18 protein-coding genes are annotated in these 25,279 nt (G+C 60.5%); 5 read left to right on the top strand and 13 right to left on the bottom strand.

Annotated features, from left to right (window positions below):
* The first annotated feature begins 3 nt into the window (after positions 1 to 3).
* Positions 4 to 1,386: an aspartate aminotransferase family protein gene (locus tag J3A71_RS18495; RefSeq protein WP_016486110.1), complete on the top strand. Its 1,383-nt coding sequence runs from the start codon at positions 4 to 6 to the stop codon at positions 1,384 to 1,386.
* Positions 1,387 to 1,582: 196 nt separating this feature from the next.
* The gene (locus J3A71_RS18490; RefSeq protein WP_016486111.1) at positions 1,583 to 3,076 is read left to right on the top strand and encodes an aldehyde dehydrogenase; all 1,494 of its coding nucleotides are present in this window, start codon (positions 1,583 to 1,585) and stop codon (positions 3,074 to 3,076) included.
* 213 nt (positions 3,077 to 3,289) lie between these two features.
* Here the strand turns inward: J3A71_RS18490 and J3A71_RS18485 are convergent, their stop codons facing one another.
* Positions 3,290 to 5,002: an FAD-dependent oxidoreductase gene (locus tag J3A71_RS18485; protein ID WP_096425919.1), complete on the bottom strand. Its 1,713-nt coding sequence runs from the start codon at positions 5,000 to 5,002 to the stop codon at positions 3,290 to 3,292.
* A 194-nt stretch (positions 5,003 to 5,196) separates the two neighbouring features.
* On the opposite strand from J3A71_RS18485, the gene J3A71_RS18480 reads away from it, so the two are divergent.
* The 3 genes from J3A71_RS18480 (at position 5,197) to J3A71_RS18470 (ending at position 8,014) form a co-directional block, all read left to right on the top strand.
* Positions 5,197 to 5,973: an IclR family transcriptional regulator gene (locus J3A71_RS18480; RefSeq protein ID WP_016486113.1), complete on the top strand. Its 777-nt coding sequence runs from the start codon at positions 5,197 to 5,199 to the stop codon at positions 5,971 to 5,973.
* Positions 5,974 to 6,113: 140 nt separating this feature from the next.
* Complete coding sequence (locus J3A71_RS18475) at positions 6,114 to 7,166, top strand: Gfo/Idh/MocA family oxidoreductase (protein ID WP_096425920.1); 1,053 nt, start codon at positions 6,114 to 6,116, stop codon at positions 7,164 to 7,166.
* 32 nt (positions 7,167 to 7,198) lie between these two features.
* Entirely contained in the window at positions 7,199 to 8,014 is an 816-nt protein-coding gene (locus tag J3A71_RS18470; RefSeq protein ID WP_016486115.1) for a sugar phosphate isomerase/epimerase, read from the top strand.
* Between the two features lie 824 nt (positions 8,015 to 8,838).
* Here J3A71_RS18470 and J3A71_RS18465 read toward each other — a convergent pair.
* From J3A71_RS18465 to tssK, 12 genes are all read right to left on the bottom strand, one after another.
* Positions 8,839 to 10,164 (bottom strand): MFS transporter, encoded by a 1,326-nt coding sequence (locus tag J3A71_RS18465; RefSeq protein WP_060518613.1) that lies wholly within the window; start codon positions 10,162 to 10,164, stop codon positions 8,839 to 8,841.
* A gap of 286 nt (positions 10,165 to 10,450) precedes the next feature.
* Complete coding sequence (locus J3A71_RS18460; RefSeq protein ID WP_096425921.1) at positions 10,451 to 10,861, bottom strand: histone-like nucleoid-structuring protein, MvaT/MvaU family; 411 nt, start codon at positions 10,859 to 10,861, stop codon at positions 10,451 to 10,453.
* Positions 10,862 to 11,192: 331 nt separating this feature from the next.
* Positions 11,193 to 11,450 carry a PAAR domain-containing protein gene (locus J3A71_RS18455; RefSeq protein WP_016486118.1) on the bottom strand — a complete coding sequence of 86 codons (258 nt, stop codon included), beginning with the start codon at positions 11,448 to 11,450 and terminating at the stop codon, positions 11,193 to 11,195.
* On the bottom strand, positions 11,447 to 12,337 hold the full coding sequence (locus J3A71_RS18450) for a hypothetical protein (protein WP_096425922.1): 891 nt from the start codon (positions 12,335 to 12,337) through the stop codon (positions 11,447 to 11,449). The genes J3A71_RS18455 and J3A71_RS18450 overlap by 4 nt, the downstream gene beginning before the upstream one ends.
* 2 nt (positions 12,338 to 12,339) lie before the next feature.
* Positions 12,340 to 15,330 (bottom strand): T6SS effector BTH_I2691 family protein, encoded by a 2,991-nt coding sequence (locus J3A71_RS18445; RefSeq protein ID WP_096425923.1) that lies wholly within the window; start codon positions 15,328 to 15,330, stop codon positions 12,340 to 12,342.
* Complete coding sequence (locus J3A71_RS18440; RefSeq protein ID WP_096425924.1) at positions 15,327 to 16,220, bottom strand: hypothetical protein; 894 nt, start codon at positions 16,218 to 16,220, stop codon at positions 15,327 to 15,329. The genes J3A71_RS18445 and J3A71_RS18440 overlap by 4 nt, the downstream gene beginning before the upstream one ends.
* Before the next feature lie 2 nt (positions 16,221 to 16,222).
* Positions 16,223 to 19,213, bottom strand: coding sequence for a T6SS effector BTH_I2691 family protein (locus J3A71_RS18435; protein WP_096425925.1), 2,991 nt, complete (start codon positions 19,211 to 19,213; stop codon positions 16,223 to 16,225).
* A complete protein-coding gene (locus J3A71_RS18430; protein ID WP_231995324.1) occupies positions 19,206 to 20,069 on the bottom strand; it encodes a DUF4123 domain-containing protein in 864 nt (287 codons plus the stop codon). The genes J3A71_RS18435 and J3A71_RS18430 overlap by 8 nt, the downstream gene beginning before the upstream one ends.
* Positions 20,070 to 20,125: 56 nt before the next feature.
* Positions 20,126 to 22,294 carry a type VI secretion system tip protein TssI/VgrG gene (gene tssI / locus J3A71_RS18425; protein WP_096425927.1) on the bottom strand — a complete coding sequence of 723 codons (2,169 nt, stop codon included), beginning with the start codon at positions 22,292 to 22,294 and terminating at the stop codon, positions 20,126 to 20,128.
* Positions 22,295 to 22,365: 71 nt separating this feature from the next.
* Positions 22,366 to 22,890, bottom strand: a complete 525-nt coding sequence (locus J3A71_RS18420) for an Hcp family type VI secretion system effector (RefSeq protein WP_023048048.1) — start codon at positions 22,888 to 22,890, stop codon at positions 22,366 to 22,368.
* Positions 22,891 to 23,021: 131 nt separating this feature from the next.
* Entirely contained in the window at positions 23,022 to 23,891 is an 870-nt protein-coding gene (gene icmH / locus J3A71_RS18415; protein WP_096425928.1) for a type IVB secretion system protein IcmH/DotU, read from the bottom strand.
* 1 nt (position 23,892) lies between these two features.
* Positions 23,893 to 25,230: a type VI secretion system baseplate subunit TssK gene (tssK, locus tag J3A71_RS18410; protein WP_096425929.1), complete on the bottom strand. Its 1,338-nt coding sequence runs from the start codon at positions 25,228 to 25,230 to the stop codon at positions 23,893 to 23,895.
* Positions 25,231 to 25,279 lie beyond the last annotated feature (49 nt).

Here is a 25,279-nt window from a genome sequence, read left to right as displayed (position 1 = left end):
ACAATGAATGCGCCTTTCGCCCCGCAACGCCAGACCCGCGACTACCAGGCAGCCGATGCCGCGCACCATATCCATGCCTTCCTCGACCAGAAAGCGCTGAATGCCGAAGGGCCGCGGGTGATCGTCGGTGGCGAACGCCTGCACCTGTGGGACAGCGAGGGCAAGCGCTACCTGGATGGCATGTCTGGCCTGTGGTGCACCCAGCTCGGCTATGGCCGTCGCGACCTGACTGTCGCCGCGGCCACGCAGATGGACCAGCTGGCCTACTACAACATGTTCTTCCACACCACCCACCCGGCGGTGATCGAACTGTCCGAGCTGCTGTTCAGCCTGCTGCCCGGGCACTACAGCCACGCCATTTACACCAACTCCGGCTCCGAGGCCAACGAAGTGCTGATCCGCACGGTGCGCCGCTATTGGCAGGTGGTCGGCCAGCCGAACAAGAAGGTCATGATCGGCCGCTGGAACGGTTACCACGGCTCGACCCTGGCGGCTACGGCGCTGGGCGGCATGAAGTTCATGCACGAAATGGGCGGGCTGATCCCGGATGTTGCGCACATCGATGAGCCGTACTGGTACGCAGAGGGTGGCGAGCTGACCCCTTCCGAGTTCGGCCGCCGCTGTGCCTTGCAGCTGGAAGAAAAGATCCTGGAACTGGGGGCCGAGAATGTCGCCGGCTTTATCGCCGAGCCGTTCCAGGGCGCAGGCGGCATGATTTTCCCGCCGGAAAGCTACTGGCCGGAAATCCAGCGCATCTGCCGCCAGTACGATGTGCTGTTGTGCGCCGATGAGGTGATTGGCGGCTTTGGCCGCACCGGGGAGTGGTTCGCACACGAATACTTCGGGTTCGAGCCCGACACCCTGTCGATTGCCAAGGGTCTGACCAGCGGCTATGTGCCGATGGGTGGCCTGGTGCTGAGCAAGCGCATTGCCGAGGCACTGGTGGAACGCGGCGGGGTGTTTGCCCACGGCCTGACCTATTCCGGCCACCCGGTGGCGGCGGCGGTGGCGATTGCCAACCTGAAGGCGCTGCGCGACGAAGGCATCGTGGCCCAGGTGAAGGATGACACCGGGCCGTACCTGCAGCGCATCCTGCGCGAAGTGTTCGCCGACCATCCATTGATTGGCCAGGTACAGGGCGCCGGCTTGGTCGCGGCGTTGCAATTCGCCGAGCACAAACCGACGCGCAAACGCTTTGCCAACGAGAATGACCTGGCCTGGCAATGTCGCACCTTTGGTTTCGAGGAGGGGGTGATCATTCGCTCAACCTTGGGCCGGATGATCATGGCGCCGGCCCTGATCGCCAACCACAGCGAGCTGGATGAGCTGGTGGAGAAAACCCGCATTGCCGTGGACCGCACCGCTCGGTTGGTTGGCAAGCTCTAAGCCGTTGCCAAGGGCAACTGGTTTCCCCTGTGGGAGCGGGCATGCCCGCGAACACCGGCCAAGCCGGTGCCATCCTCCGTGTCGCCTGATTCGCGGGCACGCCCGCTCCCACAAGGGGGAGCGCGGCGCGCTTGCGGACTGTGCGGTACCTGTTACTTCCGCAAAATGATCGCCACTGCGGTCGCCTGGAGTACAAATGTACACCCTCGAATGCTGGCAACAACGTGCCTCTGACCTCTACCTGCCATCCAAAGCGCTGATCAATGGCAAACCCGTCGACGCACAGGATCGCAACACCTTCGCCGCCATCAACCCCGCCACCAACACCGTACTGGCCCAGGTCGCCGCCTGCGGCCAGGCCGAGGTCGATCTTGCAGTGGCCAGCGCCCGGCGCGCGTTCGAACATGGCCCCTGGCCGCGCATGGCCCCCGGCGAGCGCAAGAAGGTGCTGCTGCGCCTGGCCGAGCTGATCATGGCCCATCGCGAAGAACTGGCGTTGCTGGACTCGCTGAACATGGGCAAGCCGGTGATGGACGCCTACAACATCGACGTGCCGGGCTCGGCCCATGTGTTTGCCTGGTACGGCGAGGCACTGGACAAGCTCTACGATCAGGTGGCACCCACTGCGCCCAATGCACTCGCCACCATCACCCGGGAAGCACTCGGCGTGGTTGCCGCCGTGGTGCCATGGAACTTCCCGCTCGACATGGCCGCCTGGAAGCTTGCTCCGGCGCTGGCAGCTGGCAACAGCGTGGTGCTCAAACCTGCCGAACAATCACCATTCTCGGCGCTGCGCCTGGCCCAGCTGGCGCTGGAAGCCGGCGTGCCGGAAGGGGTGCTGAACGTGGTGCCGGGCCTGGGCGAGCAGGCCGGGCAGGCGCTGGGCCTGCACCCGGATGTGGACTGCCTGGTGTTCACCGGTTCCACCCAGGTGGGCAAGTACTTCATGCAGTACTCGGCGCAGTCCAACCTCAAGCAGGTGTGGCTGGAGTGCGGCGGCAAGAGCCCCAACCTGGTGTTCGAAAACTGCCAGGACCTGGACCTGGCGGCGGAAAAGGCCGCATTCGGTATTTTCTTCAACCAGGGCGAGGTGTGTTCGGCCAACTCACGGCTGTACGTGCAGCGCTCCATCCATGACGAATTTGTCGAGCGCCTGCAAGCCAAAGCCCGCCAGTGGTTGCCCGGCAACCCGCTGGACCCGGCGAGCCGTGCTGGTGCCATTGTCGATGCCGAACAAACCGGCCGCATCGAAGCCGCCATTGCGCGCGCCGGGCAAGAGGGCGCACGGTTGGTGTGTGGCGGTCGGCGCCTGAGCATCGAAGGCTCTGACAACTACATCGAGCCGACCATTTTTGCTGGTGTGGATGCCCGCATCAGCCTGGCGCAGGAGGAAGTGTTCGGGCCAGTGCTGGCAGTCAGCGCCTTCGACACGGAAGAAGAAGCGGTGCGCCTGGCCAACGACAGCATCTATGGGCTGGCGGCATCGGTGTGGAGCGATGACTTCAACCAGGTGCACCGGGTAGCGAGGGCGTTGAAAGCCGGCACCGTGTCGGTGAACACGGTCGATGCGCTGGATGTGACGGTGCCCTTCGGCGGTGGCAAGCAGTCGGGGTTCGGGCGCGACCTGTCGCTGCATTCGTTCGACAAGTATTCGCAGCTAAAGACTACCTGGTACCAGTTGCGCGGCTGAGGTTCGCAGAGCACCCGGCATTGCCGAACGGGTGATGGCGATTGCCGACAACTTCGAGCGCAGGAATGCCTGCCACCTGATGCAAGCATCGGGCGACAAAAAATCAGATCAGGCTGACAGTTATGTCCGCCGCAGCAGTTTCAGCGCCTGTGAGATCGAGCGCCGCCCGCGCGGCGCTCGATCTTGCAAACGCTGCAAACCTTTCGGCGTACCTCACTCGTACCCTTGCACCCCGGCAATGTGCCGTCCGGCCACATAACCAAAGGTAAGCGCCGGGCCCAGGTTGATGCCACCCGACGGGTACCAGCCACCAAACACGCTGGCCATGTCTGTACCCGCCGCATACAGCCCCGGGATCGGCTGCCCGGCCTCATCCAGCACGCGGGCACTGCCATCGGTGCGCAGCCCGGCAAAGGTGCCAAAGCAGCCAGGCTTCACCTTCACCGCATAGAACGGACCATGCTCGATGGGCGCTACACAAGGGTTGGGCCCTTTGTACAGCGGGTCGCCCTGTTTGCGGTTGAACGGTGTAGAGCCACGGCCAAATGCCGGGTCCTGGCCTTTGCGGGCATGGGTGTTGAAGTCATCCACCGTGGCGCGTAACCCGGACGGGTCGATGCCACAGGCCTGGGCAAGTTGTTCCAGCGTGGCGCCACGTTTGAGGTAGCCATTGCGCACATGCGGCCATACCGGCAGCGGTGCCGGGCGGGCATGGCCCAGGCCATAGCGGCGCAAGAAGCGATGGTCGCAGACCAGCCATGAGCACACTTCCTCATCCGGCGGCACCGCTGCGACCATGGCAGACACATAGTCGTAATAGCCATGCGCTTCATTGACAAAACGCTTGCCGTTGGCCAACACGCCTATGATGCCGGGCTTGCCGCGCTCGATGATGTGCGGGAAGTGGCCGACGCTGCCATCGCGGTGCGGCACTTGCGAAACCGGTGCCCAGGCCACAGGCGATTTGAGGTCGGTGGCGACCACGCCACCGGCCGACTCACCCAGGCGCAGCCCGTCACCGGAACAACCCTGTGGCGGCAGGGCGAGGTTGTCGTAGCCGCTGGCATCACGCGGGAAAAGCTGCCGGCGCCGGACGTTGTCGTTGGGGAAGCCACCTGCCGCGAGTACCACGGCCCTGGCCCGGATCTGCCGATCACCTTTCGGTGTGATCACCAGCACCCCTCGCACCTGGCCATCTTCGACCAGCAGGCGTTTGGCCGGCGCCGATTCCTGCAGGTGCACGCCCAGGTCTTGTGCCGACTTGGCCAGGCGCGCCACCAGCGCCACACCATTGACCAGGTGCATCGCCCGGCCATACCGGGCCAGGTGATACAGGTGCCGGCCAAAACGTTTGCACACGTGCAGCAAGGCCTTGGGCGACCGGGTCATGTTGAGGAAGGCGGCAAGGTCGGCGCCGGCCATGATCGGCATGCCCATGAACGAGGTTTCGCGAAGGGTCTTGCGCAGGCGTGGCAGCAAGGCGCCAACCTGGCGGGCATCGTACGGCGCAGCGATCACCTGGTGCCCGCCCTGGGCGGCACCTGGCGTGTCGCCATGCATGTCCGGAATACCGTTGCCGTCGGCAAACTGCAGGGCTGTGTGCTTCTCGAAGAACGCCACCATATGCGGGCAGGCCTCGAGGAAGGCATCCACGCGCTCGGCGTTGTAATACGCCCCCAGCTCATTGCGCAGGTAGGTGCGTGGCTGCTCGATGTCTTCCACAATGCCCGCCCGCTGTGCCAAGGGGTTGCGTGGCACCCATGCCCAGCCGCCAGACCAGGCGGTGGCACCGCCAAACACGGGCTCCTTCTCTAGCACAATCACCTTCTGCCCATGCCACGCAGCCGTCACGGCCGCAGCCAGCCCGGCGGCGCCGGAGCCTATGACCAGTACATCGTATTCGGTATCAAGAGCAGCAGAAGGCATTGCGGCGTTCCTGTTTTGTTATTAGAACAAGGTTCCATATTTTTGTCCGCAGCGCCTGTGCCTGCAAGGGCATAGCCGCTTGGTAAGGCAACTACTGGGCGATAACCGGACATTTCACCGCGTCCTGGCTGCGCCCTCTACCGCTGATGTGGAATCATCTTCTAGAATCCGCAAAAAATTCAGGGACCTGTGTCATGGCTGGTAGTCAGATCGAACGCGCCTTCAGTCTTGTAGAAAGCCTTACCGGTGAACCTCAGGGGCTGCCATTGCAAACCCTGGCCGAGCGCCTGGACATTCCCAAGAGCGCAGCCCACCGCATGCTCACCGAGCTGGTGCGGCTGGGCTATGTGCGGCAGAACCGCGACAACAGCCGCTACCAGTTAACGGCAAAGCTGGTGGCGCTTGGGTTTCGTTATCTGTCCAGCAACGGCGCCGACATCATCCAGCCGATTCTCGACCGCCTGGCCCAGGACAGCGGTGAGCTGGTGCGCCTTGGGGTGATCGACGGTGCCCGGCAGACCTGGATCGCCAAGTCCCAAGGCGCCCGCTCCGGGCTGCGCTACGACCCGGACATGGGCCGCGATGCGCCGCTGTTCTACACCGCCTCCGGGCACGCCTGGCTGGCCAGCCTGGACGATGAGCAGGCGCTGCAGATGGTGTTGCGCCAGGGCATTGCCGACCCTTCACAGTTCGGCCCGAACGCGCCACGCTCCACCGACGCGCTGCTCGCCTACCTGCACCGTGCCCGGGAGCTGGGATATGCCTGGGTGGAGGAAACCTCGGCCGTCGGGACCTCGGCCTTGGCGGCGGTGGTGCGTCGCCCGCAAACTGACGAGGTGATCGGCGTATTAAGCATTGCCGGCCCCAGCGCACGGATGGCGCAAAGCCGCCTGGCAGAACTGGCGCCTCTGTTGCTGGCGGCGGCGCAAGAGCTGTCCGCTGCTAGCCGGGCAAGCGAATTATTCGCCTGAAGGCACATTACTGGTCGATTACCGCACAGTCTGTTCTGCCGGTTCTTTTGAAAAACTGAACATGGTTCTAAATTGTCGAGTACTGATTCTGGAATCTGGTTTCAGAATCAGCACAACAACAATCACAAGAGGACAGGCTGTTGAACGCACCCCTTCGTATTGCCCTGATCGGCGCCGGCATCATGGGCCGCCAGCACTACCAGCACTTGCGTAATGTGCCGCAAGCCCAACTGTGTGCGATAGCCGACCCCGGTCCGCAGGCCGAAGTTTTTGCCGCCGAATGGGGTGTGCCCTGTTTTGCCGACCACCGACAGATGCTGGAGCGTGTGCGCCCCGAGGCAGTGATCGTTGCCAACCCGAACAACCTGCATGTGGCGACCGCGCTGGATTGCATCGAGGCTGGCGTGCCAGTGCTGGTCGAGAAACCGGTGGGTGTGCACCTGGATGAAGTCCGTGCGTTGGTAGAGGCATCGCGCAGCCGGGGTGTACCGGTGCTGGTTGGCCATCACCGGCGGCACAATCCACTGATCACCAAGGCGCACCAGGTGATTGCCGACGGCAAGCTGGGCCGGCTGATCAACGTTACCGCACTGTGGCAGCTGCAAAAACCTGACAGCTACTTCGACACCCCATGGCGTCGCGAGCCGGGGGCTGGCTTCTTGCTGACCAACCTGATCCATGACCTCGACCTGCTGCGCCATCTGTGCGGCGAGGTGGTGCAGGTGCAGGCATTCACCCGTAACGACGTACGCGGTTTTGCCAACGAAGACAGCGCGGCGGTGCTTTTGCAGTTCGCCAACGGTGCGCTGGGCAGCCTCACCGGCTCCGATGCGGTAGCCGCGCCCTGGAGCTGGGAGCTGGACTCTGGCGAAAGCCCGATGTACCCGCGCCAGGATGGCCAGCCATGCTACCTGCTGGCCGGCACCCAAGGGGCGCTCAGCATCCCCCAGCTCAAGCGCTGGCACTACGCCGAGGCGGGGGCGGGCTGGCACACGCCGCTGCTGCAGAGCGAAGAAACCATTCCTGACGGCGAGGCGTTGACCCTTCAGTTACAGCATTTCGTGCGGGTAGCCCGGGGTGAGCAGGCGCCGCTGATCGACGCTGCCGACGGTGGCCGTACCCTGGCGCTGATCGAAGCGATTCGGCAGGCGGCGGAAAGCGGCCGGGCCTGTGCCCCCGAGCAAATCGCCTAAGCCGACGTTGACTAATTTTCTGGTGACCAACAATGACTGATCGAATTTTCTCCCTCGCTGCCCTGACGGTGCTCGAACTGTCCCCGCCGGACATGGTCGAGGCAGCTGCCCGCGCCGGTTACAGCCACGTTGGCCTTCGCCTGGTGCCGGCCACCGAACAGGAGCAGCATTTCCCGCTGGTGGCCGACGCCGACCTGCGCCGGCACACCCAGGCGCGCCTGCGCGACACCGGTATCAAGGTGCTCGACCTGGAGATACTGCGCCTGAAGCCCGAAACCTGCGTGGCCGATTTCGAGCCTATTCTGGCGGTAGGCGCCGAGCTGGGTGGCACAGAGCTGCTGGTGGCTGGCAACGACCCGGATGAAGCCCGTCTGACCGAGCGCTTTGCCGCGTTGTGTGACCTGGCAGCGGGGTATGGCATTTACCCGCATCTGGAGTTCATGCCCTGGACTGATGTGCGCGACCTGAGCCAGGCCATGCGGGTGGTGGCCAACGCCGACCGCAGCAATGGCTGCGTACTGGTGGATGCCTTCCACTTCAATCGCTCCCGGTCTTCGCTGGACGACCTGGCACAACTGGCGCCGCAGCGCATGCGCTACGCCCAGCTGTGCGACGTCGCCGGCCCGGTACCGGCCGACATGGACGAAATCCTGCGCCAGGCGCGTAACGAGCGGCGCTTCCCTGGTGACGGCGATGCCGACCTGGTCAGCTTGTTGCGCGGCTTGCCGCCAACCGTGCCGCTAAGCCTGGAAATCCCCACTCGGCAGTTGCTTGAGCAGGGCATCAGCGGCGAACAGCGCGCGCGTATGGCGCTGGAGAAAGCCATGGCGGTATTGGCCACAGCCTGATTCGACCGGCAATGTGGCTTTGCGGGAGCAACCGTCTTGCTCACACGATGAAGTTTGCACGATCACAGGGGGACCGGGCTTACCCGCGAACACCGGCGGAGCCGGTGCCATTCACCGTGTTGGATTCTTCGCGGGTAATCGCGCAGGCTTCAGGCTTATGCAGTACCTGTGGTGACAACTGTATTGCGCAACACCCGAGAGCTAGCGCGATCACTGTGGGAGCGGGCTTGCCCCGCGAACTCCGGCGGAGCCGGTGCCATTCACCGTGTTGGATTCTTCGCGGGCACGCCCGCTTCCACAGGTACCGAGCAGGCTTCAGGCTTATGCAGTACCTGTGGTGACAACTGTCTTGCACAACACCCGAGAGCTAGCGCGATCACTGTGGGAGCGGGCTTGCCCTGCGAACACCGGCAAAGCCGGTGCCATCCACCGCGCTGGATTCTTCGCGGGCACGCCCGCTCCCACAGGTAATCGCGCAGGCTTCAGGCATATGCAGTACTTGTGGTGACAACTGTCTTGCACAACACCTGAGAGCTAGCGTGATCATTGTGGGAGCGGGCTTGCCCCGCGAAAACCGGCGGAGCCGGTGCCATTCACCGTGTTGGATTCTTCGCGGGCACGCCCGCTTCCACAGGTACCGAGCAGGCTTCAGGCTTATGCAGTACCTGTGGTGACAACTGTCTTGCACAACACCCGAGAGCTAGCGCGGTCACTGTGGGAGCGGGCTTGCCCCGCGAACACCGGCGGAGCCGGTGCCATTCTCCGTGTGATCACCGAAAAAAAAGGGCCCGCAAGGGCCCCGTAGAGGTAAGTGGCTAGCGCCCTCAGGCGCTCTCGACCTTGCGTGGTGCCATGAAGTACATCCACACCAGCGCCAGGAAATACATGGCCGGGATCATCGTGAACAACACGGCATAGTTGTTGTTGGTGGCGGTCAGCACGCTGCCGACGATCTGCGTCATGAACATCCCGCCAATCGCCGCGCACATGCTGCCGAAGCCGAATACCGTGCTCACCAGGTGCTTGGGTGTGTAGTCCATCACCAAGCTCCAGATATTCGCTGTCCACGCCTGATGCGCGCCTACCGCCAGCGAGATGGCCGCCACGGCGACCCACAGGCCACTGGCGTTGGCGGCAAAGACGACGCTGACCATGGTGCAGGCAAAGATCAGCATCGACACCAGTCGCGCGGTGGTGGCCCGCACGCCTCGGCCAATCAGCCAGGACGACAGGATGCCGCCACCGATGCTGCCGAAGTCCGCCGTCAGCCAGATGATGATCAGCGGGATGCCCATCTGGGTCACGTTGATGCCCAGGCTGTATTGCTGGTTGAGAAACGGCGGCAGCCAGTACAGGTAGAACCAGAACACCGGCGCCGTAATCGCATAGGCCACCGCAAAAGCCCAGGTGCCGCGCAGGCGCAGAATACGGCTGAACGGCACGCGGGTCGGCTCTGGCTCGTCATCCTGCTGGATGTACTGCACCTCGCTGGGGCGCACGCTGGGATGGTCTTCAGGGTTGTAGTACTTCAACACCCACAGCACCACCCACACCAGGCCCAGGCAGCCCATGGCGATAAACGCGGCCTGCCAGCCCCACACGGCGAGGATCAGCGGCAGCAGGGCCGGCGTGACCATGGCGCCGACGTTGGTGCCGGCGTTGAACAGGCCGGTAGCGATCGCCCGCTCACCCGCCGGGAACCACAACCGCACGGTCTTCACGCAGGCCGGGTAGTTGGCGGCCTCGGTCAGGCCCAGGATGAACCGGCAGACCATGAAGCCGGCTGCTGAAGTGGCCAGGCCATGGGCGCCGGTGGCCAGGCTCCACAGCAGCACGGCGAAGAAGAAGGCGCGTTTTACGCCAACCTTGTCGATCAGCCGGCCCTGCAGCAGAAAGCCGATGGCATAGCCAACCTGGAACCAGAAGTTGATGTTGGCGTAGTCCATCGCCGTCCAGCTCATCTCCTTGGCCAGCACGGGCTGCATGATGCCAAGGGCGGCGCGGTCGATGTAGTTCAGGGTGGTGGCGAAGAACACCAGGGCGAGCATGCCCCAGCGGGTCTTGCCGACGCCGAAGGCGCCGCGAAGCTTGTCGCCAATCGAACCCTGGTGCATCCGGGGCGCGGCGGGGGTGGTCTTGGTGTGGTTCATAAACTGCTCGTTTCTTGAAATTGTATTCAGCTGCGGTGCTACGGTACGTGACCAAGTCCCAGGCAGGGGGGCACGCAAGGCCGGTGCATGGTGAGCAGTGAAGGCGGCAGCGTCAATTCAAGAGACGGGCTACTGTTCGGTTACCGAACGGTTGCGTTGGCTTGCGGGCGCGGCAGGGATTCACGCCAATAAAGGGTAGAAGGCTTTCAACCTGGTTGCCTGATGGGGCGCAGGTCCAGAAGGGAAGGACAGGCTGTGGTGGTCGTGCCTGGCAGGGTCAGGGGGGCTACTGGTCAGATTTGGGCGTGTACACAGACCATGCAGTTGCCCAGCTTTCGACCTCCTCCCGGCCGTACTGCTGAATCCACAACCGCACGGTTTTGTGCAGGGTGCTCTTTGCTTCAACTTCCTGCCCTGTGTGTGGGTTTATATAGTATTTGCTTTGCCGGGCTCTATAAAGTCGGGGCGGTGCGACAGGACGGCATTGCTGATAGACCTCGTCAATGTTGGTCGTGCATTCGCTCTCGATGATGGCCAGGACATGGGACAGATTGAATTGATATTCGGCAAGCAGCATGTGAAGTTTGCTTTCAAATTCGAAGTCACGGATGAGGTTGGGGTCGATTTTAATGAAGGAAAGTTCGGGCTTTGCCGTAAGCAGTCGTTCGAGGGCACGGAATTCGGCGAGGCGGGACATGGCTTATCTCCATCGGGCGATGAGATAAGTGTTAGTGGTTGTCGGGCGTAAATGCAAGCGGTGAAATAATTTGATGGATTTTTCTTGATAACCCATGGGGCTGTGTTGAGCGTGGGCTGTTTAGTTCTAAGTGCCCTGTGTAAGAATATTCCCACGCTGGAGGCTATTATAATATCATCAATTACCATGGGGTACTGTGCCTGTGAGCGCATCCTCGTTATTTGGACCGAAGAACGGCCCAATCAATTGATTGACCGGCTTCAAAACCGAGGGAGAGGTTTGGTTTTAACGCTGGGGTTTACCGCATTCGGCTCAGTGCCGGTATTTGCTTTCAATCAATGAGCCAACCCTGGTCCCCCTCGATCAGAGCCCCTCCGTGGCTGGTAGTGTCTCCCTCCCTCGCTGCGGGTTGGCCCTCGATAATCGTGCATGCAGCGCCGGTTTCGATGACTGCGCCACAACTGATGCGGTCGCCCACGCGTGCGACGGCCCTGCCATCCACGAATGTTGCGCTTGCGCCGGTTTCCACAGTGCCTTCGCCATGGAGCGGGCAGCTATGGCGATGGCCTACCAGTACGATGGGTTTCATTTGCGCTTCCTTTTGCGGAGTTGAACGGGGGGTTCTTCGAAGGCTGCTGGGGGCGGTGGTGCTGCTCGGACGTTGAAAAGTTTGCAGATGAAGTACCAGCAGATGGCAACGGTGAGGTTGTAGGGGAACAGCACGGCCCAGAACGGCAGTTGCCAGTTCTTTTTGCCCTGCATTTCACCGGGCTCGCCGGTTCGCCAGGGGGCGTAGTGTTGCCAGGCTTCTGCCGGCGTCAGGCAGATGGCGTGCAGCGGTTTGTACCACCAGTTGGGTTCGCCGGGTGGGGGGAGTTTGTCCGGGCCGTGGGCCATGAAGTGTCGGAGGTATTCCCAGACTTCAGCGACGTGCTTTACGCCGGGTTCGGTGGGTTCGTTGCTGTCGATCCAGAGGCAGTCTTTTTGGTGGAGACTGCCATCCGCTCGGCGAGGGGCGAAGGCGAGGGCATAGCTGGTGCTGAAGGATGAGCCGCCGTATTCGGTGCGTTTGAATATGCCCCCTCCGGTATTGCTCCACTCGAAGACTAATACTTTGCTCAAGCGTTGGTAGTAGATTTTTTGGGTTGAGCGGTTGAGGCAAAAGTTTGATAGGTTTTTTATAAAATAGATACGATAAATTAGAAATGGAACGAAAGGAAATGGAGAGATTAAGAACAAAAGCATTAATGCAGCATTTTTATTGTAGAGGTCTAAGGTGATTGGGAGGATTTGAGGGTAAAATCCGATGAGTGATATGACTGTTATTGCGCAGTACAGTTTTCCCATGAATACGGAGTCTGTTACCCATGGGTTTCGCAGGCATAAGATATTTTCGGATGCGTTTGCCAGCTGTCCCCCAATTGCAGGTTTGTGTCCAGAGTCTGACGTTGAATTGAATATCCAGGTGGTTGCCATAATTAACGCTTCAGATGAAAGACTGATTGGGTCTCATTATCTTCGTCCAAACCTTGATTGGCGCTGTAAGATAAATGCAGTGAGACATGACTTTGGTTGGCCAGTGTGTTCTCGAAATGAAGAACCAAACCACCACCTACGATATGGCCGGTCGGGGCGGCTGGGAATACGTGCATTCCTTGGTCGTCATGTAGGGTGCTCAAACTTCCTGACCATTCGCTTACCCCAGGCACAAAGCCAGGCAGCAGCACGGTGAACTCAACGGTGGGTTGAGGTGTGGCCACTTCGTTATGGGTGATGGCAGTCCAGTTGGGCGGAGACCAGTGGTCATTCCGATGCCATTTAGTGTCGACTTTAGTTATACCAAGTGACAGGGCCTGCTCGGCGGATAGTAGTTTTGGTCCGTAATGCTCGTTGTGCCAAGCTTTGACTTCAGTTTGTAGCGACACGAAAGCAGGAAGTTTCTGCTCATAGTCCAAGGTAATGTCAGGGTGCACTTCCCCATCATTGATTCGATTACCGAAGACGCTGCGTGCTGCCCACAACTCAATAGGGCTGTGCAGGTGCTCATGGGCCTTGGCGTGTAGGTAAAGGCCTCCAGCAATGATGGCCACGCCTACTAGAACAAGAGCCGCTGCCGCCCATCCGGCAAATGGCACAACTGATGTCACGCCAGCAACGGCCAGTCCTGCTTCAAGGGCGACAGCGGAACCAATAGCCATGGTGAATCCACCAGCCATCGTGTAACTGGCTGCAGTTAGGTTACCGTTGTTATGCTGTCGCAGCGCCTTAGCACTGTCCGCGAAAAAACTAAATGCTATTGCCGGATAACCAGCCAAACGCGCAAACAGATTACTGCTTAGAAATTTGATGATTCCATTGCCAAATCCCATCCCTGGTGCAGTCGAACTTAACCTAAGCATTACAGCCTTCTGCGTTGCCCGCACGCTGACCATCGTCGCCGCCGCTGCACCGATCACCCCAAAAATCGATGAAGCAAAGCCCAAGGTGTATTCCGGTGCATCGTTCTTTTGCAGGCTGTTATAGGCCGTCTTCAGCGATAAGATGTTGAACCACAGCATCCCCGCGTTCAAACCACCCCCACCGCCCGAGGTGAGCAACCCGAGAAAGTTGGGCTTCACTCGCGCAGTGGTGGTCAGTTCTATCGATATTGTCCGGCTACCCGAGATGCGCAGTTGTTTCATTTCCTCAACCTGCGCCATGCCGCTCTTCAAATACTTCTGTGCCTCCTGGCTGAATGGATTTTCCGTGATGGCCTGTTCGCTGATTCGATAGCGCGCTGCCAACAGCCCCAACGCCTTCTCGGCATTCGCCTCCCGCGCCGCCAACAGCACCTGCTGACGCAGGCCATGACTGGCATCCCAGCGGGTTTGCCCGCGCAGGCGCTTGAGCACTACGGTATTGACCGCCTGGGCGGTAAGGTCGGTGATGTCGGCCATGGCCGGGAAGCGACCCACCAATCCTTCGATCACGTTGTCGCTGGCACCGAACAAAGAGCCGGTCGAATCCGCCTTGTCCTTGAACGGATTGAACGGCGCCAAGGCGGTGTAAAGCGGGCTGTCGTGCTGGTCCAACCATTGCTCCAGGCGTTTGAAGCGTCGGTCATGCTCTTCGGTGCCGGGTGTCGGTTGGCCCATCGGGTGAATCAGCAAAGCCAGCGAGATTTCCAGGCCGCGGGCGGAGGTGCGCTCGTCGCGGTCGTAACACGCCAGGGCGGCGGCCAGGCTGTGGGGGTTGTCGATATGTTGCGATTCGGCAGTGGCCAGCCAGGCGTCATGATCATTGCTGGCTTGCAACGCCAGGTTGCGCAGGACTGCCATACGCCGTTCGAGCTCGTCGCGTTCGGCAAGTAAACGCCGGTATTTGGCGATATCGATGCGCTTTGCCAGGCGCGCGCCGTTGGGGGAGTAATCCTCATGGGTGAGGGCCTGGAAATGTGACTCGGCCGCAGACAGCGCAGGGCCACGCCGCTCCGTGCCCAGCCTGAACGCGGCCAGTTCCGGTGAAGGCGCATCGGCCGGGTACATGCTTTCCAGCGTCTTGTTCAGCAGCATGCCCACCAGGTTGCGATGGTGAAAATCGCGGCTGTGCACGCTCAGTTGCTCGGCATCCAGGCGGTAGCACGCCGGCACGGGTTCCTGCTCGGGAGGTTGCGCGGGTTTTGTGTGTGCCAGTTGTTCGGCGGGCATCAGGTCGCGCATTTGATGCTGGTAGGCCGAGACCGACAGGCTCAGGTCCAGGGCCATGCCTTCGGCGTCGGCGAGTGCTACTACCACCGGTACCTTCGGTTGGGTCCAGGGGTAGTGACGTGCCACGGCGACCAGGTTGCCGATAGGCAAGGTTTCGGTGATCGGGTCGCTGCTCCAGGTCAGCGGCATGCGCCGTTCGGTTGGCTTGAAGTCTTCGACCCAGGTTTGCAGGGCACTGACCGGCAACACATGGGGCTGGGTGGATGGCGCCTGGCTGCCGGCGATCAGTTCGGCCATGTCCAGCTGGCGCATATGCCGTTTGCGCAGGGCTGATGAACCGGTGATGCGGGCGGTCACGGCGTTGGTCCACAGGTGGGGGCTGTAGCCGATCCACACTTGCCTGGCGGTATCGGGGCAGGTATCGGCCCACACCCAGCCCATGCTGCGGCTGGAGAGATAGCGATCACGCAGGTGGTAGTTTTCCAGCCCTTTGTAACTCAGTTCCTTGTAAAGACCCGCGCCAACGTACTCATGGATGACCAGCTTTTCGCCCTTCGGACCTTTCATGAACACGTAGACATAACCCGGGCGCAAAGCGCGCAGGGTGTAGGCAGAGTGTTGCAGCGGGGGGAAGCTTTGTTCCAAATTGAAACCCGCACTGGCATAGCGGCAGGCGGGCGTGTCGCCGGTGCGTGGCACGATGGCATAGCGCACCGGCAGGATCGGCACGCGAGCGCTGCAGGCAGGGCCGGAGGTGGCGCTGCTGACGGAGGCGTCGGTCATCTCCGCTTCCTTTGGGTCGAATGCGCTGGGGCGTCCTCAAATGCTTCTGGTGGCGGTGGTGCTGCTCGGACGTTGAAAAGTTTGCAGATGAAGTACCAGCAGATGGCAACGGTGAGGTTGTAGGGGAACAGCACGGCCCAGAACGGCAGTTGCCAGTTCTTTTTGCCCTGCATTTCACCGGGCTCGCCTGTTCGCCAGGGCGCGTAGTGTTGCCAGGCATCTGCCGGCGTCAGGCAGATGGCGTGCAGCGGTTTGTGCCACCAGTTGGGTTCGCCGGGCGGGGGCAGATTGTCCGGGCCGTGATCCATGAAATGGCGAAGGTATTCCCAGACTTCAGCGACGTGTTTGACGCCGGGTTCGGTGGGTTCGTTGCTGTCGACCCAGAGACAGTCTTTTTGGTGGAGGCTGCCATCCTCCCGGCGAGGGGCGAATGCGAGGGCGTAACCGGTGCTGAATGATGAACCGCCGTATTCGGTACGCTTGAAAATACCACCTCCGGTGTTGCTCCACTCAAAGACTAATACCTTGCTCAAGCGTCGGTAGTAGATTTTTTGAGTTGAGCGATTGAGGCAGAAACTTGATAAGTGTTTAATGAAATATATTCGGTAAATTAGAAATGGAAGGAAAATGAAAGGGCCTGTTGCCGTTCCAATGAGCAAAATTGGGCTGAAAGTGTATGGTTCCCAAGCTTCGTTGGATAGCAAGTCAGGGTAGAGGAAAATTATCAATACTATTATCAATGCGCAGTACAGTTTTCCCATGAATACGGAATCTGTTACCCATGGGTTTCGCAGGCATAAAGTGTCTCCGTATAAGCTTAGAAGCTGCCCGCCAATGGCCGGCTTAGTTCGGGAGTCTGAGGTTGGGCTAAATATCCAGGTGGTTGTCATGATCAGCGCTCCAGACGAAAAATTGTATGGGTCTCATTGTCTTCGTCTAACCCTTGATTGGCGCTGTAAGCGAGATGCAGTGAGATGTTATTTTGGTTGGCTAGCGTGTTCTCGAAATGCAGAACCAAACCAGCACCTACGATGTGGCCGGTCGGGGCGATTGGGAATACGTCCATTCCTTGAACGTCACGGAGAGTGCTCAAGCTTCCTGACCACTCGCTTATCCCGAGTACAAAGCCAGGCAGCAGCACCGCGAACTCAACGGTTGGTTGAGGTGTGGGTACTTCGTTATGGGTGATGGCAATCCAGTTGGGCGGAGACCAGTGATCGTTCCGATGCCATTTAGTGTCAACTTTAGTTATGCCGAGTGACAGGGCCTGTTCGGCCGTTAGTAGTTTTGGTCCGTAATGCTCGTTGTGCCAGGCTTTGATTTCAGTTTGTAGCGAGGCGAAGGCAGGAAGTTTATTTTCAAAATCCAAGGTGATGCCAGGGTGCGACTCTCCATCATTAATACGATTGCCGAAGACGGTGCGTGCTGCCCACAGCTCAATTGGGCTATGAAGGTGCTCATGTGCCTTTGCGTGTAGATAGAGGCCTCCTGCAACGATGGCTACGCCTACGAGGACAAGGGCAGCTGCGGCCCATCCGGCAAACGGCACAACCGATGTAGCACCCGCAACGGCAAGTCCGGCTTCAAGGACGACAGCAGAACCAATAGCCATAGTTAAGCCACCAGTCATCGTGTATCCGGCAGCTGCCAGATTGCCGTTCGCTCTCTGGCGCCTCATCTTGGCGAAGTCAGAAGACAGGCTAAATGCTATCGCTGGGTAACCTGCTAAACGCGCAAATAGATTGCTACTCAAGAACTTGACAATCCCGTTACCAAAGGCCATGCCTGGTGCGGTCGGACTCAATCTCAACATCACGGCCTTCTGCGTTGCTCGCACGCTGACCATCGTCGCCGCCGCTGCACCGATCACCCCAAAAATCGATGAAGCAAAGCCCAAGGTGTATTCCGGTGCATCGTTCTTCTGCAGGCTGTTATAGGCCGTCTTCAGCGATAAGATGTTGAACCACAGCATCCCCGCATTCAAACCACCCCCGCCGCCCGAGGTGAGCAACCCGAGAAAGTTGGGCTTCACTCGCGCAGTGGTGGTCAGTTCTATCGATATTGTCCGGCTACCCGAGATCCGCAGTTGTTTCATTTCCTCAACCTGCGCCATGCCGCTCTTCAAATACTTCTGTGCCTCCTGGCTGAATGGATTTTCCGTGATGGCCTGCTCGGTGATCCGGTAGCGCGCCGCCAACAGCCCCAACGCCTTCTCGGCATTCGCCTCCCGCGCCGCCAACAGCACCTGCTGACGCAGGCCATGACTGGCATCCCAGCGGGTTTGCCCGCGCAGGCGCTTGAGCACTACGGTATTGACCGCCTGGGCGGTAAGGTCGGTGATGTCGGCCATGGCCGGGAAGCGACCCACCAATCCTTCGATCACGTTGTCGCTGGCACCGAACAAAGAGCCGGTCGAATCCGCTTTGTCCTTGAACGGATTGAACGGCGCCAAGGCGGTGTAAAGCGGGCTGTCGTGCTGGTCCAACCATTGCTCCAGGCGTTTGAAGCGTCGGTCATGCTCTTCGGTGCCGGGTGTCGGTTGGCCCATCGGGTGAATCAGCAAAGCCAGCGAGATTTCCAGGCCGCGGGCGGAGGTGCGTTCGTCGCGGTCGTAACACGCCAGGGCGGCTGCCAGGCTGTGGGGGTTGTCGATATGTTGCGATTCGGCAGTGGCCAGCCAGGCGTCATGATCATTGCTGGCTTGCAACGCCAGGTTGCGCAGGGCTGCAATACGCCGTTCCAGCTCATCGCGTTCGGCAAGGAAACGCCGGTATTTGGCGATATCGATGCGCTTTGCCAGGCGCGCGCCGTTGGGGGAGTAATCCTCATGGGTGAGGGCCTGGAAATGTGACTCGGCCGCAGACAGCGCAGGGCCACGCCGCTCCGTGCCCAGCCTGAACGCGGCCAGTTCCGGTGAAGGCGCATCGGCCGGGTACATGCTTTCCAGCGTCTTGTTCAGCAGCATGCCCACCAGGTTGCGATGGTGAAAATCGCGGCTGTGCACGCTCAGTTGCTCGGCATCCAGGCGGTAGCACGCCGGCACGGGTTCCTGCTCGGGAGGTTGCGCGGGTTTTGTGTGTGCCAGTTGCTCGGCGGGCATCAGGTCGCGCATTTGATGCTGGTAGGCCGAGACCGACAGGCTCAGGTCCAGGGCCATGCCTTCGGCGTCGGCGAGTGCTATCACCACCGGTACCTTCGGTTGGGTCCAAGGGTAGTGACGCGCCACGGCGACCAAGTTGCCGATAGGCAAGGTTTCGGTGATCGGGTCGCTGCTCCAGGTCAGCGGCATGCGCCGTTCGGTTGGCTTGAAGTCTTCGACCCAGGTTTGCAGGGCACTGACCGGCAACACATGGGGCTGGGTGGATGGCGCCTGGCTGCTGGCGATCAGTTCGGCCATGTCCAGCTGGCGCATATGCCGTTTGCGCAGGGCTGATGAACCGGTGATGCGGGCGGTCACGGCGTTGGTCCACAGGTGGGGGCTGTAGCCGATCCACACTTGCCTGGCGGTATCGGGGCAGGTATCGGCCCACACCCAGCCCATGCTCCGGCTGGAGAGATAGCGATCACGCAGGTGGTAGTTTTCCAGCCCTTTGTAACTCAGTTCTTTGTAAAGACCCGCGCCAACGTACTCATGGATGACCAGCTGTTCGCCCTTCGGACCTTTCATGAACACGTAGACATAACCCGGGCGCAAAGCGCGCAGGGTGTAGGCAGAGTGTTGCAGCGGGGGGAAGCTTTGTTCCAAATTGAAACCCGCACTGGCATAGCGGCAGGCGGGTGTGTCGCCGGTGCGTGGCACGATGGCATAGCGCACCGGCAGGATGGGGATGCGTGCGCTGCAGGCAGGGCCGGAGGTGGCACTGCTGACACTGGCGTCATTCATGGGTGGGTTCCTTGCTTTCGATCAGTGCATGCAGCTCGCGGAGGCGGCCTTGGGGTGACTCCTCAAGGTTGGTGTAGATCTTCCCCGCGTGGTCATCGGTCATGAGCCACCTGTGCCTGGCAACCAGCCTGATGAATTCCCCAGTGACTTCCTCATCGCCAAAGTTGAGGGCTTTCAGTTGCGGCAGCAGGCGTTCGATCCATTGCCGGATGTCGGCCAATGTGTGGGTGGCGTGTTGTGGCAGTGCTAACACCTCATGCGCCAACGTGAGCACGAAGTGCTCGTGCATGCCTGCTTGCAGCCGCTCAAGTTCAAGCTGGCGAAGGGGTAATGCAGGTTCCTGATAAGAGCGGGCAGTGGTCGGGCTGCGCTCGAGCTTTTTCCACGCGTGCACCGGCCCCCAGTTGATTCGCCAGGCCAGCGACGTCACAGGGCCAAGCCACGTAGCTGCATGGTCTTCATCCAGTGCATCCAGCCAGGCCGCAAGGTGGTCAGGTTTGAATTGGTAAGTGGCCAGCCCCTGGTCTGGAAGCGCGATCTGCACAAGGCTGGTGAAGTGGTCTGCCAACGGGGCAAGGCCGATCTCGGCATCCAGCGCGATGGCACCGCCAATGGGCATCCAGGTCGATATTGCATGGGCAAGCAGTTCGGGCGCTTCTGACACGTCTACCAGCAATGGTCCAAAGTCGTGACGGTCGTCCAGGGTGCTGCGCCTCCACAGCCAGGCGTGCTGGGTATTTCGGCTGATTTCATTGATGAGCTCGAGTACCGAAGGGGCATAGGCCGGGACCCGTTCGCCCTCTTGAGGTATTGGTCGGTAGGCCCAGTGCTCGAGCACGCGGGTCAACAGCAACATGAACCGAGCGTTATTTGCGAAGTGCTCGTCTGGCCGCGCATTTGAAATGGCTGTTTTCATTGGCCTGGCCCTCTGATGCAGCGGCAGTCGGGCAAAGTGCAGGTGCCATCGGGCCGGCGTCCGCACTGGCGCTCCAGGGGCTTCCCATTGACCGGCGCGCCGCTGATGGAAAAGAGGTTGCTTGCCCCATCTGCCGACTTGAGCATCTGGCCGGTGATGCGAATCGTCGGGCTGTCCAGTGTGATGCCGGTTTCATCGATTCGAATGGAGCCCCCAGGGCCTTGGATGACCACTGCTTCCGATGCTCGAAGTTCATAACGGCGAGTACGTCTGCGGATTTCCCCTCGGGCTTCAAGCTCGGCATGCCCTTCGACCTGCTGCTCAAGGTTGCCGCCAATGCGGGTGTGGTGATTGGCTGTGATCTGGTCGTGGCGGTGATTGCCGATGGTTTCCACACGATCCTTGGCGATCTTGATTGTGTGGTTTTGACCGATGTCGAGCGTGGCGTCATGCCCGATGGTGACGTGCTCATCGTTGCCAACCGTTTCATTACGGTCGTGGCCGATCAGGATTGATTCGTCGTTATTGACCTGTTCTTTGCGGTCATTGCCTACCTGCGTATTCTCATCGTGCCTGACCACATTGTTCTGGTCCTTCTGGGCATGAATGAACACTTCCTCCTGACCCAGTTCGTCCTCAAAGCGCAGCTCATTGAAGCCATCGCCCTTGTGGGTCTGGCTCTTGATGGTCATGCGGGTCTTGTGGCGGGGAAGGTCATACGGCGGCAGCTGGTTGCCGCAGTAGGTACGGCCGGTGATCATCGGCTGATCGGGGTCGCCATTGACGTAATGGATGATCACGTCCTGGCCGATGCGCGGGATGGCCATCGAGCCCCAGCTGCCGCCGGCCCAGCCCTGGGATACCCGAATCCAGCAGGAACTGAATTCGTTGTCCTGGCTTTCGCGGTCCCAGGGGAAGCTGACCTTGACCCGGCCCCATTCGTCGCAGTAGATCTCTTCACCGGGTGGCCCGACCACAGTGGCCATGTGCGGGCCGTCAACGCGTGGTTTGGGCAACGGTGCCGGGCGCCACTCGGTTCTGCCCGGCACCAGTACCGCCTTTTGCTCGTATCGTGTGCTCTGGTCAGCCCCGGCAGCTTCTTCCTGCAGGCTGGTGAACTGGCTGCCTTCGTGGCTGACTGTGCTCACTCGCCAGTGCACATTCAGGTCTTCGCGCGGGTGGCCGGTCAGGGTGAAGCTCAGGCCCGGTTGCAGGCGTATATCGTCGCCTTGCACCTCGGCAATGCGCACGTCGTGGCGCAAGGCGGTGATGCGGTTTTCGGTGAACGGCTTGCCAACGGCATCGCGTTTGTAGCGGCCTGGGTAGTCGAAGCACTCATAGTCGGCGGACTGGTGCTTCAGATAGGGGCCTGAGGCCCTGTGTTCCTGGCGGTAGGCGGGGTGGGTGAAGGTGTAGTCGCGTTGAACCTGCCGTGCGGGACGCACCTGTTCGCTGTAGCGCAAGCGCCGCAGGCAGGGTTGGGGCTGGTCGCCGCCTCTGTTGGCGTGGTACAGCACTGTGTAGGGTTTGGTTGATTCATCGCCATCGACAAACCCTTCATCGATGATCTTTGCTTTAGCTGCGTTGCACTCGATGTGTCCCAATGTCAGCAGTCGGTCGGTGATGATCAGCTTGTGATGCTTTTCAGTGTGCTCGAACCGATAGACCAAACCTTCTTCAGCAGCGATGCGCGCAAAAAAGTCGAGATCGGTTTCGCCGGCCTGTACGCAGAATTCCCGCGGGTGATAGTTGAAGCCAGTTCCGAAGTGATACTGGGTGATGCCTTGTCGTTTCAGCATCATTTCGAGAATTTGCGGCGCGGTCTTGTGCTGGAAGATGCGCCAGTTCGAGCGCAGTCTGGCGCGGGCCAGTTGCGGCTCGACCAATGCGTGATAGTAAGTGCGGTGGAAGCCGCTCTCGCCCTGGCTGAAACTGCTGACCAAGCCGTGCACGTAGCGGACGGGGCGTTCACCATCGCAGATGGTGAACAGCACGGGCTTGTCGAGCAGGTGGCCGAAGTCGACATCGTGTTCGAAGCTGATGAGTTTCAGGGTCAACTTGAACGGTTGGCTGAGTTCCTCCTTGAGCTCGAACGACACCACTTCGAATTCAGTTTTTCCGACCACGGGCTGGAAGCTGTATCGCAAATCAGATTGGGTAGGCATAAGCAGTCCTTGTCCGCCGTCTGAAGTATCAGAAGTCCGGGCAGGCAAGCCTGCCCGGCTCCGCAGCTAGATCACACAGCTGTTTCTTTGGGCTTGCGCCAGTCGTCTGCACCTGCGGTACTTGCCGTAATGTGCTCCCACTCAATGCCGCGGTAGGCCATCGAGACTTTGAAGAACTGGGTGAAGTCGCTGTTGTCCTTGTCCTGCACGTGTGGCATTTCGAGGTCGATATCGATGATCACAGCGTCGATCAGCTTGGTCGTAAAAAAGCGTTCCTGGGTGCCTTCAACCGAGGTCCGATACCAGCTGAGCTCGACATTGGGCAGCATTTCTCCGCTGGACAGCGCGCTGTAAAGCAGCGGTACCGCCTTGTTCAGGGCACAGGTGAAAATCAACGGCCCGTGTACCCGTTGGCCGGCCGGCTGCCCGCTTTGCGGATCTGTGGGCACGGTGATGCGGTGATTGACTTCCTGCACCAGGATCTGGTCTTCGTGACCTTCTACGTAGATGTTGCCGACTGAGTCGGCGGTGAAGGCGCCTTTGGTGATGTTGCCTTGGGTCTTGCCTTCGATGGCGATGTAAGCGGGTGTTGGCATGGCAGTTTCTCCTGCGTCCATGTGGATTGACACGCGCACAACAGTGGCGTGGCCATCGGAAACGATGGGCTTTTCAACAAGGCCGAAGCCTCATCAATTCGTTGATTTCTGTTGGCCTGGATAACCGCGGCTTACTGCTGCAAGATGCCGTTGAGCGACTCCAGTACCTCGGTGGTAATCAGGTGCAGGCGATAGCTGTAGATGCCGTAAGCGACCGCCATGGCGATGGCCGAGATCACCAAAGGACTCCACCAGGGCCACTGCCGGTTCATGCGGAAATTGCGTGGGGCCACGTTGGTGTAGGGGTCGCAGACTTCTTCTGGCGTGGGGCCGCGCAGTTCGCGGATGATTTCGTGCAGTTGGTGAATCAGTGCGTTGAGTGTTTCTTCGCCTTTTGGCGCGAGCGCATACTTGCCTTTCAGCCCAAGGCACAGGGCGTAGTACATGAACTCCAGTACGTCCTGATAACGCGTGGGCTCCTGCATCAGGCGGGTAATCACGGTGAAGATTTTTTCCCCGCCCCAGGTTTCGTCGTGGAAGATGCTCAGCAGTGGCTCCTGGCTCCAGCAACTGCTCTTGCCCCAGGATCGTTCCATGACGGCCTCGTCTATGAACAGGCACAGGCCGTAGGAATACGCCAGCAACTGAGCGGGCTCGTAACCGTGCTGGCGCATTTCTTCCTGAATATTGTCGATCTGGTTACGTACTTGCTGGTGCACATCCTTGATGTTTGGCAGTTCGTCCAGCGTGCGCAGGCGTATGACCAAGCCGAACAACGGTGACGCGGCATCCAGCATCAGGTTGGCGAAGCCGCCCCGCAGCTGAAATTCCGGGTCGGCGGGGTAGCCTTCCGAGGCGGGCTCTGGTTCAGGGGTTGCCGTGGATGCTTGCGCATTGGTTGCCGTGGCCTGGGCGCTGGATGCCGGCTTTTTAAGGGTTGGATCAAGCGGGCTGACTTCAGCGTTTTTGTCATCGATGGGCGTTTTATTGTCTTCTCCCATTTCACTCACTCCTGATCGCCCAGAACTGCAGTTCAAGCCCTGGGAAATCGCCCGCAATATGGATGCCGAAGCCATTCGCCTTGGCCATGCATGCCCAGGCGGGGTCGCGCCGGTCCAGCTCGAAGTAACTGAAGCCCGCATGGAAGGGCAGGTCGCGTGGCGCCACCGGTAATGGCAACAGAGGGATACCCGGCAGTTGCAGCGGCACCAGGTTGCTCAGTGACTCAAGCGAGGTGATCTTGGCTTTCTGGATGAACATCTGGCGCAACGTTTGCGGTGGCAGGTCGGCGCGCACGGCGAGGATGAAGTCGGCTTCGTCGATCAGCCGACGGTCTTGTAGCGTGGTCGTCATCACGCCGAATTGTTCGCTTTCCAGCGGCAGTGAAACAGCGCGTGGCTGCAACACGGTGCTCAGGGACCGGCGCAGGGTGTCTTCCAGGGGCTTGAACGAGGCGCGCAGCGCAGTGTGGTGGTACGCGGGGTACTCTTGCGGCAGCCTGTTCTGGTCGGTGAAGGTGACGAATTCGCCACAGGCTTGGCTCATGCACAGGTACAGCTGCTCGGGGTGCGTTTGCGCTTGCCTGGCCAGATGCTGGAAACACGGCCACCAACGGTTCATTGCCTGCAGCAGGTTGAAGTCGCGGATGTCGGCGATACCGGACTGGCCCGAAGCGCCTATACGCGTGGCAAGGCCGCGCGCCCGCTCGCGCAACGTGTTGGTGATTTCGTCAAGGAACCGTTGCAGTGCCGGCACCGCCCGCACCGACACGCTGGTGGGGTAGAACGCTTCGTCCAGTTGCACGCTGCCGTCGGGGCGTCGTCCCAGAATACGTGCCAGGGCGAGGCGGGTGTAGGCGCTGCTGTCTTCGGTGGTGCGTCTGAGCTGCAGGTTGGGCACGGCAAGGTCTACCTGTACCAGGTCACCGTCAGCGGTGTGGGTATCCTTGATTTCCTGTGCCTGGGCGGTGTAGCGGAAGTTGGCGGCATTGTCGGGCCAGCTCACTTCGCGGCCGCCATTGGTGCGCAGCGGCAGGCACAGATACACCTCGCTGTCTTTACAGGCGTCGTCGTCGATTTCCAGTGGCGGCGGTGGAGGCAGGTCGGCGGGAATATCGAACACCGTCCCGTCCGGCATGACGCCCCGCGCCCGGGTGATGGCGATCTTGCCCAGGCTCAGGTATTCGTCGTTCAGCTGAAGTTCGCTGAAGCCGTAGAAGGCTGCATTGAGGCTGGCGAGGCGCTGGTGCAGGGCTGCTTCGCTGGCCCTGGCCGCCTGCTGGAAATGTTGTGGTTTGACGAACAGGCCTTCGGGCCAGAGGACGGGGTTACGTGAACTCATGGGCGCTCCGTGTCAGCGTGCGTAAGCAGTAAGGGCAAAGGGTGTCGAG

The sequence above is a fragment of the Pseudomonas sp. PvP089 genome, assembly GCF_017875165.1.
Lineage (GTDB): Bacteria > Pseudomonadota > Gammaproteobacteria > Pseudomonadales > Pseudomonadaceae > Aquipseudomonas > Aquipseudomonas fortuita.
The sequence above is the reverse complement of the archived record's forward strand: the minus strand, read 5'-3'. Positions and strand labels throughout refer to the sequence as shown.